Origin of the sequence: Gemella bergeri ATCC 700627 (assembly GCF_000469465.1) — a bacterium.
Classification (GTDB): Bacteria; Bacillota; Bacilli; order Staphylococcales; family Gemellaceae; genus Gemella; species Gemella bergeri.
Map to the genome: position 1 here is coordinate 1 of NZ_KI271796.1, position 18,850 is coordinate 18,850.

Here is an 18,850-nt window from a genome sequence, read left to right on the forward strand (position 1 = left end):
ATATAACAGATTATAAAAATTAAATAGGTATAATTATATTAATAAAAATTCTTGTTAGCTAAACTAAAAAAGAAAATTATAATTGATAATTCATATCAATTTCACTAGTAGATATTTTTTAGAATACTCGCTAATTATTGGAATTACTGTATTTTATAATTTTTAATGTTATGATACAGCATAGCGGAAAATAAACTATAATTTAGATATTAAATTTCAGGAAAACACTAGTTGAATGTGATATAATACCTAATGAATTAAAGTTAATATTAAAATGACCGGTTTAAGAAAGGATACTGAATGAAACAATATGATGTAATAATTATTGGACTTGGAAGTGCAGGGCTTATGATAGCTGATAGGTTAAATAATAATGGGCTTAATGTTTTAGTTCTTGAGAGAAATAAGCGAGCGGGAATAAAACTTCTTTTGACAGGTAATGGTAGATGTAATGTTATGTCGAACGATAATGCTGAAGATTTTATAAATGCAGTTCATAATGGTAGATTTTTAAGAAGTTCTTACCATAAATATAATATTAAAAAATTTTTCGATAAACACAATTTACCGCTAAAATTAGAAAATAGAAGAATGTACCCTGCCAGCGAGAAAGCGATAGATGTCGTTAATTGTTTTAAGATAGATCATATTAAGGTTAATTACAAAGAAAAAGTAGAAGATTTAATTTTTAATAATGAAAAACTCATTGGGGTGAAAACTCAGACGAACTCTTATTACGGAAAAAATATTGTTGTTTGTACGGGCGGAAAAAGTTATCCGAAAAGTGGTAGCGACGGTACGCTTCATAAAATATTAAAAAAATATGGTATAAAACAAACAAAAATTTATCCTAGTGAAGTGGCATTGATATTTGATGATTTTATAGAATTATCAGGAGTAGCCCTACAAAATGTCAGAATGTTCCATAAGAAAAATGAAAGAATAGGAGATTTGCTCTTTACTCATAAGGGATTAAGCGGACCTTTAGCAATTTCTATGGGAGAGTTTGTGGCGAGATTCCCGGAAGATAAGTTTTATTTAGATTTTTATCCGGAGTTAAATGAAGAACAGTTATTTAATAAATTATGGAGTGATAATAAGTTTTTAAGTAAAAAACTTACAAAAAGTTTTTATAATTTTATGCTTCGGTATTTTCCGGAAAATATCAGCAAAAAAGAATTGAGAAAGTTTATATCTAAAATCAAACGTTATGAATTAATCGGTGTAAAAACTATGCCTTTAGAATATGCTTTTACAACAGCAGGAGGTGTTGATTTAAAAGAAGTTAACCCGAAAAGTTGTAGCCATAAAAGGATAGACAATTTATATTTTGCCGGCGAAATTTTGGATTTGCATGGTGAAATAGGTGGTTATAATCTTATGGTAGCATGGTTAACAGGTATGACGGTAGCTGATTCTATAAAGGAGAAGTTTAATAAATAATACATTACAATATCTAATAAAAAATATATAAGATTTATTGAGGTAACTCTTCCATAGTAGTTGTATTATTTATCCTTGGTATTAAAGTGTTGTATTTTTCGCATGCCCCGTATTTGACACAGAGCTGTATTTAGTTTATCATTTAATCTTACTCTCTTTCTTCTTAATTTTCCTTATATTTAGCATAAAATCATATATAAAATCCCGATTTACTGTGTTTAGTAAGTCGGGATTTTAAGAGAATTAATTTATAGCTATAAACTTATCTATTTTCCTATAAAATAATAGTTAACTATTTATTTTCCTCATATTTTTTCTTATCATATCCGAACCATGCAGCTTCCATAATTCCCTCTAAGTCCTTAAGTAAAGCAAGTCTTGGGTTGGCTGGAGTACATTGGTCTTCATAAGCATCGAGTGCTAAGGTGCGAAGTTCGGCTTTAAACGCTTCGTAATCTACACCGTGATCTTTAAAGCTCATAGGAGTACCCACACGTTTACCTAATTCGAATACTGCTTGTGCATAAGATTCAACAGCTTCTTCAGGAGTATCGGCTTTAAGACCTAGCATACGAGCAATGTCTTGGAATCTTTCCGCAGCTTTGTAATGTTCATATTTTGGCCAAATAGACACTTTACCTGGACGGGTACCATTGTAGCGGATAATGTATGGAAGTAAAGTAGCATTTGTTTCACCGTGAATAGTACCGAACTTACCACCGATTTTGTGTGCCATAGAGTGGCAGATACCCAAGAACGCATTAGCGAATGCCATACCGGCTAAGCAAGAAGCGTTGTGCATTTTTTCACGTGCATCTTTATCAAATTCTCTAACAGATTTTTCCAAGTTTTCAAAAACAATTTTAATTGCTTGAAGGGCGATACCGTCGGTATAATCATTAGCAAGTATAGAAGTATAGGCTTCTGTTGCGTGAGTAAGAACATCCATACCCGTAGATGCTGTAGGTCTGGCAGGTACTGTCATAACTAAATTAGGGTCTACGATCGCTACATGAGGTGTAAGTGCATAATCAGCTAATGGATATTTTTTGCCATGTTCTTTATCTGAAATAACGGCAAAAGGAGTAACCTCACTACCTGTACCTGATGTAGTAGCAACAGCGATAAATTTCGCTTTATTTCCTAAATGTGGGAATTTTACAGTACGTTTTCTGATATCCATGAATTTTTGAACAAGTTCTTTAAAGTCTGCGTCAGGTCTTTCGTAGAACAACCACATAATTTTACCGGCGTCAATAGCAGAACCACCACCAAGAGAAATGATAGCGTTAGGTTTAAATGAGTTCATAATTTCTAAACCGCGACGTACAGTTGTAATATCAGGGTTAGGCTCAACACCTGCGAATATTTCATATTGAACTTTGTTTTTACGTCTGTTAAGTTGGTCGATGATACGAGCCGCAAATCCAAGTTTAACCATAGATTCGTCAGTTACGATCATCACCTTTTCTAAACCCTCCATTTCACTTAGATATCTGATGGCATTGGGTTCAAAGTAAACTTTTGGTGGGATTTTATACCATTGAAGATTGTTATTTCTGCGTCCAACTAACTTGATGTTAAGAAGATTTACCGCACCGATATTTCCAGAAACAGAGTTACCGCCGAAGCTACCGCAACCTAGTGTAAGTGATGGAATAAATGCGTTGTACACATCTCCGATACCACCGAATGAAGCAGGAGAATTCCAAATAATACGACAAGCTCTAACTACCTTACCGAATTTTTCAGCAACATCTGCATCTTGTGTGTGGACAGCGGCGCTGTGTCCTAAACCGTTAAATTCAACCATTTGACGAGATTTTTCAATACCGTCTTCTGTGCTGGTTGATTTAAGAATAGCTAGTACCGGTGAAAGTTTTTCGCGTGTAAGAGGTTCATTTACCCCAACTTCCTCACATTCAGCAGCCAGTATAACGGTTCCTTTCGGAACTTCAAAGCCTGCCATTTTAGCAATATCTTCAGCATACTTACCAACGATTACAGAGTTTAATTTAGCAGTATTAACATTTTCAGAGTATGCTTCAACTCCGAATAATAATTTTTCTAATTTAGCTTTTTCTTCTTTATTAACAAAGTAAACACGATGTGATTTTATAAGTTTAATAAACTCATCATAAACTTCTTTATCTACAATAGCAGCTTGTTCACTGGCGCAAATCATACCGTTGTCAAAAGCTTTTCCTAAAACTATATCGTTAACAGCTTGTTTTAATTTAGCATCTTTGTGAACATAAGCAGGTACGTTACCCGGACCAACACCAAGAGCAGGTTTTCCGCAAGAGTAAGCGGCTTTAACCATTCCGCCACCACCGGTAGCAAGAATAGTAGAAACGCCAGGATGTTTCATTAAAGCGTTTGTACCATCTAGTGTAGGTTTTTCGATAAATTGGATACAATCTTTAGGGGCTCCGGCTTTAACGGCAGCTTCATAAACGATTCGTGCAGCTTTTTTAGAGCATTCGTTTGCTGCAGGGTGGAAACTAAAGATTATAGGGTTACGAGTTTTCAAACAGATAAGAGATTTGAAAACAGTGGTAGAGGTAGGGTTGGTGGTAGGTACTATACCGCAAATAACACCGACCGGTTCAGCAATCGCAACAAGACCGTCCGATTCATCTCTATCAATAACACCGACAGTTTTTAGCCCACGAAGATTATTCGTAATATATTCAGAAGCATATAAATTTTTAATAGCTTTATCTTCTACATTACCGCGACCTGTTTCTTCAACTGCTGCAATAGCAAGAGGACCATGCTCTTCTAAAGCGGCAACGGCGGCGGCTTGAACAATTGAGTCAATTTTTTCCTGATCTTCTATTTTTATGAATTCGTCAAGTGCAACCAGTGCTTTCTTGACAAGAACATCAACTTCTTCTTCTGGATTTACAACAGTTTCTTTTTCTTTTACCATAATAATTACCTCCTGTATATTATCAATAATACCAATAATACTAACTGTGCAATCACGTAACTTCATAATCTTAGATGATTTTGAATAACTGTGTATTTTAGTACAGAATTTCAATATAGTGTAATAATTGAAATTGAAGTAGATATAACAAAATTATATCGTTTACATCTAAGGTGCTCAAGTTACTTAGGAATCGTTTGAAACAATTGCATGGAATGTCAACATATTTATCCTTGCAATTTAAGTGTATCACATACGCAACACAGAAGCAAACACTTACAAAGGTTTAGAAAATGCTTGTAAAATAAACTAAATTATATATATAAATAATCACGATATGTTTTGAAAAATATGGATATGTTTATGTAAAAGTACAGTTGATATAACTATAAGTGATAAGAACAATGTAGTAGTAAAAGTAAATCCATGCTAATTATAGATACTATATAACAGTTATAAAATAATAGGGCATTCAATTATATTTTTATAAATAAATGTATAAAAATTACACATTTATTACCTTACAATGATAATGGTTATCATTTACATTTTCGAAATATTATATTTTATAAAAGATATAGTACATTACCGATAATTTTTTGATTGTTGTAATAAAAATTCATCGGAAATTAAGAGATCGAATACTAAGTTATTAATAATAGTTCTAAAGTGTTAGTGTATAGGAATTAATTATCAAATAGAAAATTATTATGGTTAAAAGATGAAAAATAAAGTTTAAAAAATATAATTAGTACATTTGTAAGCGTAGATATGAAAGAAAATATTTAATAAATTTTTTATTTATCCTAATATTGAAAAATACTCTAAATAAGTTATAATTAAATTTAGAGATACAAAAAATAAACTTTAATGGAATGAGTGTTGAATATTTAATAAGATCTGACAGCAAAATAATAAAAATCTTCAGTATTTTTGAAGCGTGGGTTTGAAGTTATAGAACGAGTAGAAGTTGAATTATTAAGTTAATTAGAGATATTCGAAGTCTATATTAGTGATTTTTTTTATTTACTTTCCTTTGATAACATAGTATAATCAACAATATGTTTTATTATGAAGAAAGGAACGTAACAATGAAAAAACAGGTTAAAAAATTATTGATTGGGGTGCTTATTGTTATGGTTACGGGTTTTGGGTTTACAGGTAATTATTTTTATAATTTTGCATTGAATCCGAAGGTAGATAAGAGTGCAATAGTAAGTCAGGATAATGATGGCAATAAAGAAGATAAAGCTGTATTGAACCAGTGGTTTGAAAGTAATAAACAAGAGGTAACAATGGATTCCGTTACAAAAAATAAGTTGGTGGGTTATAAGTTTATCAATCCGAAAGCAACTAAATGGATTTTTGTCGTTCATGGCTATACTAGTGAAGCTAAAAAAATGGTAAATTATATTAAACAATTTTACGATAAAGGGTACAATGTTTTTGCTCCTGATTTAATAGCACACGGGAAAAGTACCGGAGATTTTATCTCTATGGGTGGTTATGATTCAGATGATTTAGTAAACTGGGTGAAAAAAATATCAGCAGAAAATAATAATGCCGATACCGTGTTATTTGGGATTAGCATGGGGGCTGCAACGGCAATGAATGCTATTGGGAAAAATTTGCCGACGAATATTAAAGCGTTTATCGAAGATAGCGGGTATGTAAATTTAAAACAGGAATTTACATATCAGTTGAAAAAATTGTTTAATCTTCCGAGTTTTCCTGTTATACCGGCAGCTAATACGGTGACAAAAATTAGAGCGGGATATTTTTTTGGAGATGTCGATGCAACAACAGCTTTAAAGAATACAAAATTGCCTGCATTGATTTTACATGGTGAAGAAGACGGTTTTGTACCGATTGAGCATGGGAAAGAAGCGTATAACTTAATCAGTTCTGAAAAAGAATTTCACAGTTTCGCCGGAGCAAAACATGTCCAAGCAGAACGTAAATATCGTGAAGAGTATTGGAGTATAATAGAGAAATTTTTAAATAAGTATTTTAAATAATCGCTTGATAATTATAAAAGAGACCGATCTGAAAGGTAAGTTTTTTATAGAATTTATTTAGTTAATGATTAGGTGAAAAGGTATATTGGTTTGAGAACATGTTTTAAAGAATTGTTTCCAAACCTATGAAACTGTGAAGGGTGACTTAAAAATCATGATTTTGGCAGAAATCATCTTTTGAGTCACCCCCTTTTTTTATCTTAACTGTTCTGTTTTATTTTATAACTTAATCTTATGAAGAAAGGGCGATAAAAATACCGCCCCAAAAGTATTGTAGTTATAAAAAGTATTTTCGAAAGATGATAAAGTTGAAAATTAATCTTCTCCAATAACTACAAATTCTTTGTTTAATTTATTTAAGACTTCAACACCGTCTTCGGTAACAAGAACTAAGTCTTCGATACGAACTCCCATACGTCCGGGTAGATAGATACCAGGTTCGATAGAGAAAATCATACCCGGTTCACAAACCATTTCGTTTGTACTTGATACATCACCGTATTCGTGGTCTTCAAGACCGATTTGGTGGCCGGTACGGTGAGTGAAGTATTCCCCATAACCTTTTTCAGTAATATAGTCACGACAAGCGGCATCAATGTCGCATAATCTAACACCGGGTTTAACCAATTCTGTACCACGTTTTACTGCTTCAAGAACAATTTCAAATACTTCTTTATCTTCCGGTGTCGGTTGTTTAAAGAACACAGTACGAGTCATATCTGAGCAGTATTTATCTTTAATTCCGCCAATATCAACAATAATAGATTCCCCTGGTTTTGGAAGTCTGTCACCAGGTAAACCGTGCGGATTAGCTCCATTATCACCATAAGCTATAATAGGAGGGAATGATGTTCCTTCAACACCGATTTCTTCATAATAAGCAAGTAGTTTTTTAACCATGTCTTTTTCAGAAGTAGTTTCGGTAATGTTGTCAATAACAAATTGGCAAGCTCTATCATTTAATTCAGAAGAAATTCGCATTAATTCTTTTTCTTCTTCATCTTTAAGCATACGGGTAGTATCAACAAGAAGAGATACATCAACAAATTTATTATCCGGAAGTTTATCCATTAGTGGTAACAAGAAACGAGCAGGGAAAATTTTATCTATTCCTAATTTAGTACCGGCTTTTATATGATCGGCAACGATACTGATAATATCATCGGTATCTGAAATGCTTACTATATCTAAGCCTAGATCTTTATCCAGCGGGAATAAGATATTTAAAAATAATTTGTGATCCCCATTTTCATCTAATAAAACAGCAAAAAATCTTTCCCCCGGATTTTCTAAAAATCCTGTTAGATAAAAAATAGAATAAGGATCGCTAACAAGTGCTTGTGAAATGCCTTGTTCTTTCATTTTAGATAGAATCTTATTAGTTCTTGAAAGTTTCATATTATACAACTCCTTTAAAATATTCTGAACTTTATTTTTATTATAGCACTACTAAAATACAAATACAATACCTATAAAATAAATAATGATAACATTTACACAAACAGTTGTAGTTTTTATACTGCTGTGTTATAATATGTAATATAAATATTTAAGAAAGAAGGGGTTTTTTTATGTCTGAAGTTGCGGTTAAAAAAGGAAAACCGTGGAGTTTTTATATGAGCTCTATTACGTTCTCGTTTGAACGTGCCGCTTACTATTCATCACGTTGGCTATTATTTACATATGTAACCGTAGCCGTAATATCTGGAGGAATGGGAGAAAGTGGTTTAGGGTTAGGTAAAGTTGAAGGTGCGGCAATGCAATCCAATATTGTTGCCTTTACTTATTTAGCGCCTGTATTGTTCGGTTTTATCGCCGATAGGTTTTTGGGAGCGAGATATTTGATTCCGGTAGGATTACTATTAATGGCTCTTGGATATGGATATGCAGGTTATGTCGGAACATACTCAGCAATGTGGGTTATGATTGTCTTGGTATCAATCGGTACAGGTTTCTTTAAAGGAAATATTCAAGCGTTAGTAGGTCGTATTTTTGAGGGTGATCAAGCTCGTAAAGACGATGCGTTTTCAACAATGTATTCATTTATTAATATCGGGTCGTTTGTAGGGACTACGTTTGTAGGGATATTGTATGTGAAATTAGCTACAGCAGGAGCTAACGGATACTTACAATGTTTTAAAATAGCAGGATTACTTTGCTTGATAGGTGCAGTTTGGTTTGTTTTAGGATATAAATCTCTTGGCGAAGTAGGGAGACGTCCGTTTGCTGAAGGTGAAGTTAAACACGAAGAAAAACCTAAAGAGAAAAGACCGTTACAAAAATACGAAGTTCGTCGTGTATATTCAATTGTTATTATTTCATTGCTATCAGTTATCTTTTGGACTTTCTGGTACTTAACTTATGTAATTCTTTATGATTATATGCCTAAATTTGTTGATACTAAATTAGGAAGTTTCACAGTTCCTACTTCATGGTTGGATTCTGTTAATGGATTATGTTGTATTATTCTGGGACCTATTTTGGGTGCGTTATGGTACAAACTTTCTAAACGCCCACAAGGAGACTGGAGCTTATATAAAAAAGCATCAATTGCTTTATTATTGCTAGGTGTGACTTTTGGTATTTTAGCATTAACAGAATTTACTCGTGGAGTAGGGGCTCCTGAAAGCCAAAAAGCAAGCATACTATGGGTTATCTTATTCTTCGTAGTACTAAGTATTGCTGAAATGTTCTTCTCTCCACTAGGAGCATCATTTGTTTCTAAATATTCACCTAAGAGCATCTTATCAATAATGATGGCAGTTTGGATTGTAGCAACATTTGGAGCAGCTAAAGGGTATGGTGTATTATACAAATTTGTAGCTGATGTTCCGGTTGTAACCCTATCTTTAGGAATAGGTGCTGTTTGTTTAGTAGTAGCAGGATTAGTATTTACTTTCGAAAGAAAATTAGCTAACCTAGTTGAATTACGTGAAGGCGAAACTTTAATGGAAGATTAATTAATAATAATTTAATAGAAACTGACTAAAAGCTAAAAATTCTAACAGAATTTGCTTATTAGCGGTTGGACGTACCGGTTTATTAATTTGGGAGTTTACTTTGAAGAACTTTCTCAAATCTGGTGAACCGTGCAGAGCGACTCTGTAAAATCGATTTTTAACGAAATCACGATTTTTAGGGTCGCCCTTTTTTTGTTGTTTAAAATAATTAACAAATATATTTGTTTCTAAAAATACGGCTGATGTTTTAGTAAAGTAAAATTTTAAAATAATTTATTCTCAATAATTCAATGCTGTTCATAATAAATTTTGTTATAGTGTATATTATATGTAAAAAATAAATATATTTTTTATAAAAATTAAAATAAAAAAATTTATTCCAAATTAGTAATGAAAAATACTATGTTTTATGTTAAAATTATAGTGTATATAAATTATTAACATAGGAGGTTATATTATGGCTGAACTTAGAGTATTTTATCCTGAAATAAAAGAGAATTTCTCAAAATTTTTAAAAGTAGATGATACCCATACAATTTATTATGAAGAAAGCGGTAATCCGAACGGAGTACCGGTAGTATTTTTCCACGGAGGACCCGGTTGTGGGACATCGCCTACATGTAGACGATATTTTGATACGGAGTTTTATCGAATTATACTATTTGACCAACGTGGAAGTGGGAAATCAACACCGCATGCTTGTTTAAAAGATAACGATACGTGGCATATCATCGAAGATATTGAAAAAATTAGAAAAGAATTGAATATAGATAAGTGGTTGGTTTTTGGAGGAAGTTGGGGCTCTACACTGGCATTATGTTATGCGATTAAACATCCGGAGTGTGTAACAGGTTTAGTGCTTCGTGGTATTTTCTTGGGACGTCGTGAAGATATAGTGTGGATTTACGAAAAAGGTGGTGCTAGCAACGTTCATCCGGAAGTATTTGAACGTTATGAAAGCATTATTCCGCAAGAAGAACGTCATGACATGATTCGTGCATATTACAAACGTTTAACAAGCGATGATAAAAAAACACGTGAAGTAGCTGCGAAAGAATGGAGTATGTGGGAAGGTAATTTGGTAACATTGTATCCGGATCCGAATTTGGAACAAAGTTTTGGTGAGATAAATTATGCTATTTCAATGGCGACTATTGAGTGTCATTTTTGGATGAACAATATGTTCTGGGAAGATGATAATTGGATTTTAAATAATGTTGATGTAATTAAAGATATTCCAACATGGATTGCTCATGGTCGTTATGATATGGATTGTCGTGTTGTTGGTGCTTATGAGTTAAGTAAAAAATTAAATAATTGTAATTTAGATATAGTAATATCAGGGCATTCATCAGGAGAACCGGCTATTGTTGATTCACTGATAAGAGCTACTGATAAATTTAGAGAAGTTCTAAAATAGTAGCTACAAGGAAATGTAAATAATATCAGTAATATCCTTATTATAATATTCCCTTAAATCTAAAATATTCCCTTAAATCTAAGCATTATCATCGCTATAAAAAATTAAATTAAAAATATTTTTTATCGGTTTTTGTTGTATAAAACGCCAAGAAAGTGTGAAAACAAGTGCTGAATGATTGATTTATTATAGTGATAAATAAGGTATAAAACAAATATATTTATACTAACAAAACTAAATAATAAAATTTCATTAAAATCAATAATGAAAAACGCTTTATTTTGTGATAAAATAATATTGTAAAAAAAATATAAAGATTGGGGGAAGTTCTAATTATGGGGGAGCTAAGGACGTTATATCCAGAAATTAAAGAGAATTTTTCAAAAATGCTCAAGGTGGATGATACGCATACGATATATTATGAAGAAAGCGGTAATCCCAAGGGAATACCGGTAATCTTTTTGCATGGCGGACCGGGCGGAGGCACGACGCCGACAGGAAGACGGTTTTTCGATCCTACAGCGTATAGAATTATTCTCTTAGACCAGCGTGGAAGTGGGAAATCAACACCACGTGCATGTTTGGAGAATAATGATACGTGGCATATTATCGATGATATGGAAAAAGTTCGTAAAGCATTGAATATTGATAAATGGCTTGTCTTTGGAGGTAGTTGGGGGACAACATTAGCATTATGTTATGCTATTAAACACCCTGAAAAAGTGCTTGGGCTAGTGTTAAGAGGGATTTTCTTAGGTCGTCGAGAAGATATTGAGTGGCTTTATGAAAAAGGAGGCGTAAGCGAGATTTTTCCGGAAGCCTTTGAACGTTATACATCAATTATTCCGATTGAAGAACGTGATGATATAATAGGTGCATACTATAAACGTTTGACAAGTACTGATAGAAAAATCCGTGAAGAAGCTGCACGTGAATGGAGCATTTGGGAAGGTAGTGTAATGACATTATACCCGATACCAAATGTTGAAGAGAGTGCGGGGGAAATTAACTTTGCTATATCGGTGGCAACTATTGAGTGTCATTTCTGGATGAATAATATGTTTTGGAATGGGGACGATAACTGGCTATTAAATAACGTAGAAGCGATTAAAGATATTCCGACATTTATTGTGCATGGGCGTTATGATGTGGATTGTCGTCCGATTAATGCTTATGAGTTAAGTAAACGATTGAATAATTGCGAGTTGGAGTTTGTTATTTCAGGGCATGCATCGTCAGAGCCGGCGATTGTGGATGCGCTGGTGCGTGCGACTGATAATTTTAAAGAAACATTAAAATTAAGATAATTAAAATTTATAATTATGAAAAATATAGAAAAAAGGAGTATGAAAAATGACAGTAAATGAAAAGGTAGCTCAACTTAGAGCGTTGATGGAGAAAAATGGTGTTGATGTGTATATGGTTCCTACAGCGGACTTTCACAACAGTGAATATGTAGGAGAGCATTTTAAAGCACGTGCATTTGTGAGTGGTTTTACAGGTTCAGCAGGTACTTTAATCGTAACTAAAGATTTTGCTGGATTATGGACTGATGGGAGATATTTCTTGCAAGGTGCTAAACAATTAGAAGGTACTGTAATTGAATTACAAAAAATGGGAGAACCGGGAGTACCTAAAATTGTAGAATTTATTATAGAAAACACACCGGAAAATGGTGTTGTAGGATTCGATGGACGTGTTGTAACGTTTGGAGAAGGGAAAGAAATAGCGACTAAATTAAAACAAAAAAATGCTACAGTTAAATACGAAATAGATTTAGTAGATGAAATTTGGACTGATAGACCACCTTTATCAGAGGCACCTGCATTTTACTTGAACTTAGAGCGCGCCGGAGAAACAGTTGCCAGCAAGTTCGAAAGAGTTCGTCGTGAAATGAAAGAAGCGGGGGCGAACATTCATGTAATTACTACTCTTGATGATATTGGATGGTTGTTAAATATCCGAGGGATGGATGTTGATTTCTTCCCGTTATTATTAAGTTATGCAGTGGTATATGAAGATAAAGTTGACTTATACGTTGATGAAAGAAAACTTTCTGATGAAATTAAAGGTCATCTGAAAGAAGATAATGTTAACATTAAACCATACAATAACGTCTATGAAGATGTTAAAAAATTTGGAAAAAATGATGTTGTTTTAGTCGACCCTGCTCGTTTAAACTATGCCGTATTTAATAATATTCCTAAAGAAACAACACTAGTAGAAAAACGTAATCCTACAGTGCTGATGAAAGCTATTAAGAATGAAACAGAATTGAAACATACCGTTCAAGCACATGTTAAAGACGGTATCGCTCATACTAAATTTATTTATTGGTTAAAACAACTGGTTAAAAATGGAACCAGTGAGCAAGAAGACGAACTTTCTGCTTCTGATAAACTTGTCGAATTTAGAAAAGCACAAGGAGGATTTATTTGCCCAAGTTTTGCGCCGATTTGTGGACATGCGGAAAATGGTGCTATAGTTCACTATTCTTCTACAAAAGAAACATCTATTCCACTACGTGCCGGAACATTCTTCTTAACAGACACCGGTGCTCACTATGATGAAGGATCTACAGATATAACAAGAACTACGGCAATGGGAGAAATAAGTGATAGATTAAAACATGATTATACTCGTGTATTACAATGTCACCTTCGCCTGTCAAGACTTAAATTTATGGAAGGTATTTCAGGTGCCAATGTCGATTTATTTGCACGCGCTCCGTTGTGGTATGATTATGAAAACTTCAATCACGGAACAGGGCACGGTGTAGGTTACCTAGGTAATATTCATGAAGGGCCTCAAGGTATCCATTGGCAGCGTTCAAGTGAGCCGTTCAAACATGGTATGACTATGACAAATGAACCGGGATTATATATTTCAGGCTCTCACGGTATTCGTTTAGAAAACGAGTTAATTATTCGTAACAGCGTTAAAAACGAATATGGTCAATTTATGGAATTTGAAGTAATGACATTCGTTCCTTGGGATTTGGAAGCTGTTGATGTTTCAATGTTAACAAGCGAAGATAAATATGAACTTAACAAATACCACAAAAAAGTGTTTGAAGTTTTAGCACCACATTTTGAGGGTGATGAACTTGCTTGGTTAAAAGAAGCTACAAGAGAAGTTTAATAAAGCAAAAAGGTTTTGAGTTCTCTCGAAACCTTTTTATTAACTAAATTTTATTGTAGAACTTTTGAATCATTGGTATAATAGTGTATAAGAACTTTTAATAGTTAAAGTTGGAAATAAAAATAAGGAGCGATACTATGGATTTAAATAAAAGATTGGAAAATTATGCTAAATTAATGGTTAAGGTGGGGCTTAACGTTCAAAAGGATCAACCTGTTTTGATAAGAGCCAGTACAGAAAGCAGAACTTTTGTGGCTAAAATAGTGGAAGCATGTTATGAGCAAGGTGCAAAAAAAGTTGAAGTCGAATGGCGTGATCAAGAGTTGACGAAGTTAAATTTAAAATATCAAACAGAAGAAACTTTAAGTAATATAAGTAAATCCTATGTTGACCATTACCAAGAATTATTGGATGAAGGAACGGCTTTTCTATCAGTTATAGGAGATGATCCGGACGGGTTAGCGGGTGTAGATAGTGCTAAGATGAAAGCATCTATGCTAGGACGATCAAAAGCATTGAGAGAATATATGAAAGCTATAATGAGTGACGAGTGTCCTTGGTGCGTTGTCAGTGCATCAACAGTCGGTTGGGCAAAACGTCTGTTTCCGGAATTAAGTGATGAAGAAGCATATTTAAAATTATGGGATGAGATACTTAGTGCTTGTCGTGCAAAAGGTGAAGATCCGGTAGCAGACTGGGAAAAACACATCAGAGTATTAGATGAGAAAGCGAAGTTTTTACATGAGAATGAATTAGTTAAGCTACATATAACTAATGACTTAGGAACAGATTTATACGTGGGGCTACCTAAGGGGCATATTTGGCAAAGTGCGGGAAGTTATGCGAAAAAAGCAGGACGTTTTGTTGCAAATATTCCGACAGAAGAAGTATTTACAATGCCACATAAAGAAGAAACCAGCGGAATAGTTTACAATGCAAAACCATTAAATCATGGTGGTGTTCTAATAGATGATTTCTGGTTGAAATTTGAAAAAGGTAAAGTAGTTGATTATGGTGCTAAACGTGGCTATGAGGCTCTTAAAAATATATTAGAAACCGATGAAGGTTCGGTAAAAATTGGCGAAATGGCATTAGTACCGTTCGATTCACCGATTTCAAATACAGGGATACTATTTTTAGAAACATTATTTGATGAAAATGCCGCATGTCATATAGCTTTAGGTAAGGCATACCCAACTTGCGTTAAAGGCGGAAGCGAGATGAGTGATGAAGAATTGGCAGAAGTTGGAGCCAATGACAGCTTAGTACACGTTGATTTTATGATAGGAGAAAGCACAACCAATATCACAGGATTTACTGCGGATGGAAAAGAAGTAGCTATCTTTAAAGATGGAAATTGGGCTTAGAAAAAATAAAATATTATTTGCGGTGTTATTATGATGTAATTTCACCGCGAATTTTTATGAAGAATAAGCGACAAATATTTGCGTTAAGTAAATAAATATGTGATAATATTATAAGTAAAAAATTCAGGAGTAATAATATGCGTTTAGATAAATTTTTAAAAGTATCAAGAATAATAAAGAGAAGGACAGTTGCTAACGAAATTTCAGCAGGTGGTCATATTTCTATAAACGGTAAGCAGGCTAAACCGTCCAGTCCTTTAAAAATCGGGGATAAAATTACTATATATTTTGCGAAAAAAGAAATTGTTTATGAGGTGCTGCAGTTAAAAGACAGCACAAAAAAAGAAGATGCGACAAAAATGTTTAAAATCTTATCAGAAACATTGAGAGAAGAATAAAACGATGGAACAGAGTACAGAAAAACAATTTCGTAAAGATGTACTGAAAGCAAAAGCAAAATATAGAAAACGCCGTAAGTTTTTAATATTAAGTATTATGACCCTTATGCTCGTTGTGACCTTGATACAAACATTTTTATATACTCGTGAAAAAAAAGAATTGAATACACAACTTTCTGAACAAAATAAAGCTATTGAAAAACTTGAAAAAGAAAATAAAGTTAATGAAATTGTTATTGATAAATTAAAAGATCCATATTTTATAAGTGACATGGTAAGGCAGGAGTACGGTCTTAGTTATAGCGGAGAAATTATCTTTAATTTACCATTAAGAGAAAAATTTTTACAAACTACTATTAATTCGATTATGCAAAGTGATTTAAAAAAATCACAAGATAAAAATGGGCGAATAGATGATAGTAAAATTCCTGAATTAAATAAAAAAGATAATGAGAAAACGGACGGTAAAAATTCTAACGATAAAAATAAGGATGCAACTAACTCAGAAAACAAAAATAACAATAAAAAACAATCAGAAGATACTAAAAATAAAGAAGACCAAGAATAAAAATTAATTTTTGGTCTTCTTTAAGTTTAAAAGAATATTATAGTGGTGTGTGAAAATAATTACTTCGTTGGAAAATAATTATAATATTTGTTAAATATGTGCTAAAGTGTTAATATATAGGTAACTAAATTTTTAGAAATAAGGTAATTTTGGAGGAAATTATGAATAAATATGAAGGTGACGCTCTGCATACGGACTTATATCAAATCAATATGGGGTATGCGTATTTTAAAGACGGAATTCATGAAAGAAAATCTTATTTTGATGCTTATTTTAGAAAAATTCCGTTTGGTGGAGGATATGCTGTTTTTGCAGGCTTAGCCAAAATAATAGAGTATGTAAATTCTTTTAAATTTACAGAAGCTGATATTGAGTATTTAGATAAGTTAGGGTATTATGATAAAGAATTTTTAGATTATTTGAAAAATCTTAAATTCACAGGCAGTATACGTTCTGTAAGAGAAGGGGAGATTATTTTTGGAAATGAACCGTTGATTCGAATAGAAGCTCCACTTATACAAGCGCAACTTATGGAAACTGCAATATTAAATATAATAAATTACCAAATATTAATCGCTACAAAAGCCGCTAGGATAAAACATGTTTGTCCTAATGAAGTTTGTATGGAGTTTGGAACAAGACGTGCTCATGAATTTGAAGCTGCGGTGTGGGGAGCACGCGCTTCTATAATTGGTGGTTTTGATTCAACAAGTAATGTTAAGGCTGCTAAATTATTTGATATTCCTTGTAGCGGAACGCATGCGCATTCGTTTGTTCAAGCATATCAAGATGAAAAAACTGCATTTAAAAAATATGCGGCTGCCCATAAGGATTGCTACTTTTTAGTAGATACTTATGATACACTGCGTTCAGGAATACCTAATGCAATAGCCGTGGCAAATGAGCTGAAAGATGAAATAAACTTTTTAGGGATACGTCTGGATTCGGGAGATATAGCTTATTTATCACAAGAAGCCAGAAAAATATTGGATGATGCCGGTTATCCAAACGCCAAAGTGGTGGCTTCAAATGACTTAGATGAAGATACTATAACTCACCTTAAACAACAAGGAGCTAAAATAGATGCTTGGGGAGTCGGTACAAAACTAATAACCGCCTATAATAATCCAGCACTTGGTGCAGTATATAAACTCTCATGTTTAGAAGATGAAAATGGAAATATGATAGATAGATTGAAAATTTCCGAAAACCCGGGAAAATTAACAATACCCGGTATAAAAAGAGTTTATAGAATAATTAATAAAGCAACCGAAATGGCAGCGGGGGATTATATTGCTTTGGATAAAGAAGATGTTAATTCGGAAAAAACTATAAAACTATTCCACCCGACTCATACTTATTTAGCAAAAGAAGTGAAAAATTTTGAAGCAAGAGACCTACACGTAGATGTTTTTAAAAATGGATTACAAGTATATGAAGTACCGACAGTCTGGGGAAGTGCCGACTATTTTAAAGAAAATAAAAAATTGCTATGGAACGAGTACCAAAGGTTGTTAAATCCTGAATTTTATCCGGTAGACCTTAGCCCGAAATGTTGGGAAAATAGAAATAATATATTGAGAAAAATAACAAATAAAGAAAACTAACAGGTGAATTTATGACTTTTCAAGAAGAAGTAATAAAAAAATTAAGATGCAAATCTGAAATAAATGTTGATGAAGAAATAAGGTTAACTGTAAATTTTTTGAAAGATTATTTAAAGAAAAATAGTTTTTTAAAAAGTTTAGTACTAGGAATCTCCGGAGGACAGGACTCTACTTTGTGTGGGAAATTATGCCAACTTGCTGTGGAGGAATTGCGTAAGGAAACAAATGTAGATTATAAGTTTATTGCTGTTAGATTACCTTATGGAGAACAATTTGATGAAGAAGATTGTAGAGATGCTTTGGATTTTATAAAACCGGATAAGGTATATACTGTAAACATAAAAAATGCAGTCGATGCAAGCGTTGAATCGCTAAAACTGGCGGGAGTAGAAATTACTGACTTTGCTAAAGGAAATGAAAAAGCACGAGAAAGAATGAAAGTACAATATTCTATCGCTACTATGAATAGTGGATTGGTTGTCGGAACAGACCATGCTGCAGAAGCCATAACGGGATTTTACACAAAATATGGTGACGGAGGCGTTGATATAGCTCCATTATATAGATTAAATAAACGTCAAGGAAAAGCATTGTTAAAAAGATTGGGCTGCCCGGAACACCTTTATTTAAAGAAACCTACAGCGGACTTAGAAGAGAATCGTCCTGCATTGGAAGATGAAGTTGCATTGGGTATTACTTATGATAATATAGATGATTATTTAGAAGGGAAAGTTCTCAATGCTAAAATAAGAGAAAAAATAGAACAACATTATTTAAAATCAGAACATAAGAGAAATTTACCGGTTACCGTTTTTGATTTTTATAATATGTAGATATTAAAAAAGATGGGGGTTAAATAAAGAAAATATATAATTTTTCTTTCTAAAATCCCTTTCTTTATTCCGATTAAATTATATTTTGACATTTAGATATTTCAATTTGTCAAATTTACCGAGAAAAAATATATTTTTTTATAAAAAAGTATTGACAATA

At 33.0% G+C, this 18,850-nt stretch carries 13 protein-coding genes; 11 read left to right on the forward strand and 2 right to left on the reverse strand.

Annotated features, from left to right (window positions below; genetic code table 11):
* Positions 1-300 precede the first annotated feature (300 nt).
* Positions 301-1,443, forward strand: coding sequence for a BaiN/RdsA family NAD(P)/FAD-dependent oxidoreductase (locus HMPREF1983_RS00460; protein ID WP_021752301.1), 1,143 nt, complete (start codon positions 301-303; stop codon positions 1,441-1,443).
* Between the two features lie 292 nt (positions 1,444-1,735).
* On the opposite strand, the gene adhE is transcribed toward HMPREF1983_RS00460, so the two are convergent.
* Positions 1,736-4,378, reverse strand: a complete 2,643-nt coding sequence (gene adhE, locus HMPREF1983_RS00465; RefSeq protein ID WP_040460722.1) for a bifunctional acetaldehyde-CoA/alcohol dehydrogenase — start codon at positions 4,376-4,378, stop codon at positions 1,736-1,738.
* Positions 4,379-5,469: 1,091 nt separating this feature from the next.
* Between adhE and HMPREF1983_RS00470 the strand changes: the two genes are divergently transcribed.
* Positions 5,470-6,396: an alpha/beta hydrolase gene (locus HMPREF1983_RS00470; protein WP_040460723.1), complete on the forward strand. Its 927-nt coding sequence runs from the start codon at positions 5,470-5,472 to the stop codon at positions 6,394-6,396.
* 315 nt (positions 6,397-6,711) lie between these two features.
* Here the strand turns inward: HMPREF1983_RS00470 and HMPREF1983_RS00475 are convergent, their stop codons facing one another.
* Entirely contained in the window at positions 6,712-7,794 is a 1,083-nt protein-coding gene (locus HMPREF1983_RS00475) for a M24 family metallopeptidase (protein WP_021752304.1), read from the reverse strand.
* Positions 7,795-7,967: 173 nt separating this feature from the next.
* Between HMPREF1983_RS00475 and HMPREF1983_RS00480 the strand changes: the two genes are divergently transcribed.
* From HMPREF1983_RS00480 to nadE, 9 genes are all read left to right on the forward strand, one after another.
* The gene (locus tag HMPREF1983_RS00480) at positions 7,968-9,356 is read left to right on the forward strand and encodes a peptide MFS transporter (protein WP_021752305.1); all 1,389 of its coding nucleotides are present in this window, start codon (positions 7,968-7,970) and stop codon (positions 9,354-9,356) included.
* Positions 9,357-9,813: 457 nt separating this feature from the next.
* Positions 9,814-10,776 carry a prolyl aminopeptidase gene (pip, locus tag HMPREF1983_RS00485; RefSeq protein ID WP_021752306.1) on the forward strand — a complete coding sequence of 321 codons (963 nt, stop codon included), beginning with the start codon at positions 9,814-9,816 and terminating at the stop codon, positions 10,774-10,776.
* 335 nt (positions 10,777-11,111) lie between these two features.
* Positions 11,112-12,083: a prolyl aminopeptidase gene (pip, locus tag HMPREF1983_RS00490; protein WP_021752307.1), complete on the forward strand. Its 972-nt coding sequence runs from the start codon at positions 11,112-11,114 to the stop codon at positions 12,081-12,083.
* A 46-nt stretch (positions 12,084-12,129) separates the two neighbouring features.
* Entirely contained in the window at positions 12,130-13,917 is a 1,788-nt protein-coding gene (locus HMPREF1983_RS00495) for an aminopeptidase P family N-terminal domain-containing protein (RefSeq protein ID WP_021752308.1), read from the forward strand.
* A 137-nt stretch (positions 13,918-14,054) separates the two neighbouring features.
* Entirely contained in the window at positions 14,055-15,284 is a 1,230-nt protein-coding gene (locus HMPREF1983_RS00500; protein ID WP_021752309.1) for an aminopeptidase, read from the forward strand.
* A gap of 137 nt (positions 15,285-15,421) precedes the next feature.
* Positions 15,422-15,682, forward strand: a complete 261-nt coding sequence (locus tag HMPREF1983_RS00505) for an RNA-binding S4 domain-containing protein (protein WP_021752310.1) — start codon at positions 15,422-15,424, stop codon at positions 15,680-15,682.
* Positions 15,683-15,686: 4 nt separating this feature from the next.
* On the forward strand, positions 15,687-16,250 hold the full coding sequence (locus HMPREF1983_RS00510; protein WP_021752311.1) for an FtsB family cell division protein: 564 nt from the start codon (positions 15,687-15,689) through the stop codon (positions 16,248-16,250).
* Between the two features lie 161 nt (positions 16,251-16,411).
* On the forward strand, positions 16,412-17,857 hold the full coding sequence (locus HMPREF1983_RS00515; RefSeq protein WP_021752312.1) for a nicotinate phosphoribosyltransferase: 1,446 nt from the start codon (positions 16,412-16,414) through the stop codon (positions 17,855-17,857).
* Between the two features lie 11 nt (positions 17,858-17,868).
* Positions 17,869-18,690, forward strand: a complete 822-nt coding sequence (gene nadE, locus HMPREF1983_RS00520; RefSeq protein WP_021752313.1) for an ammonia-dependent NAD(+) synthetase — start codon at positions 17,869-17,871, stop codon at positions 18,688-18,690.
* Positions 18,691-18,850 lie beyond the last annotated feature (160 nt).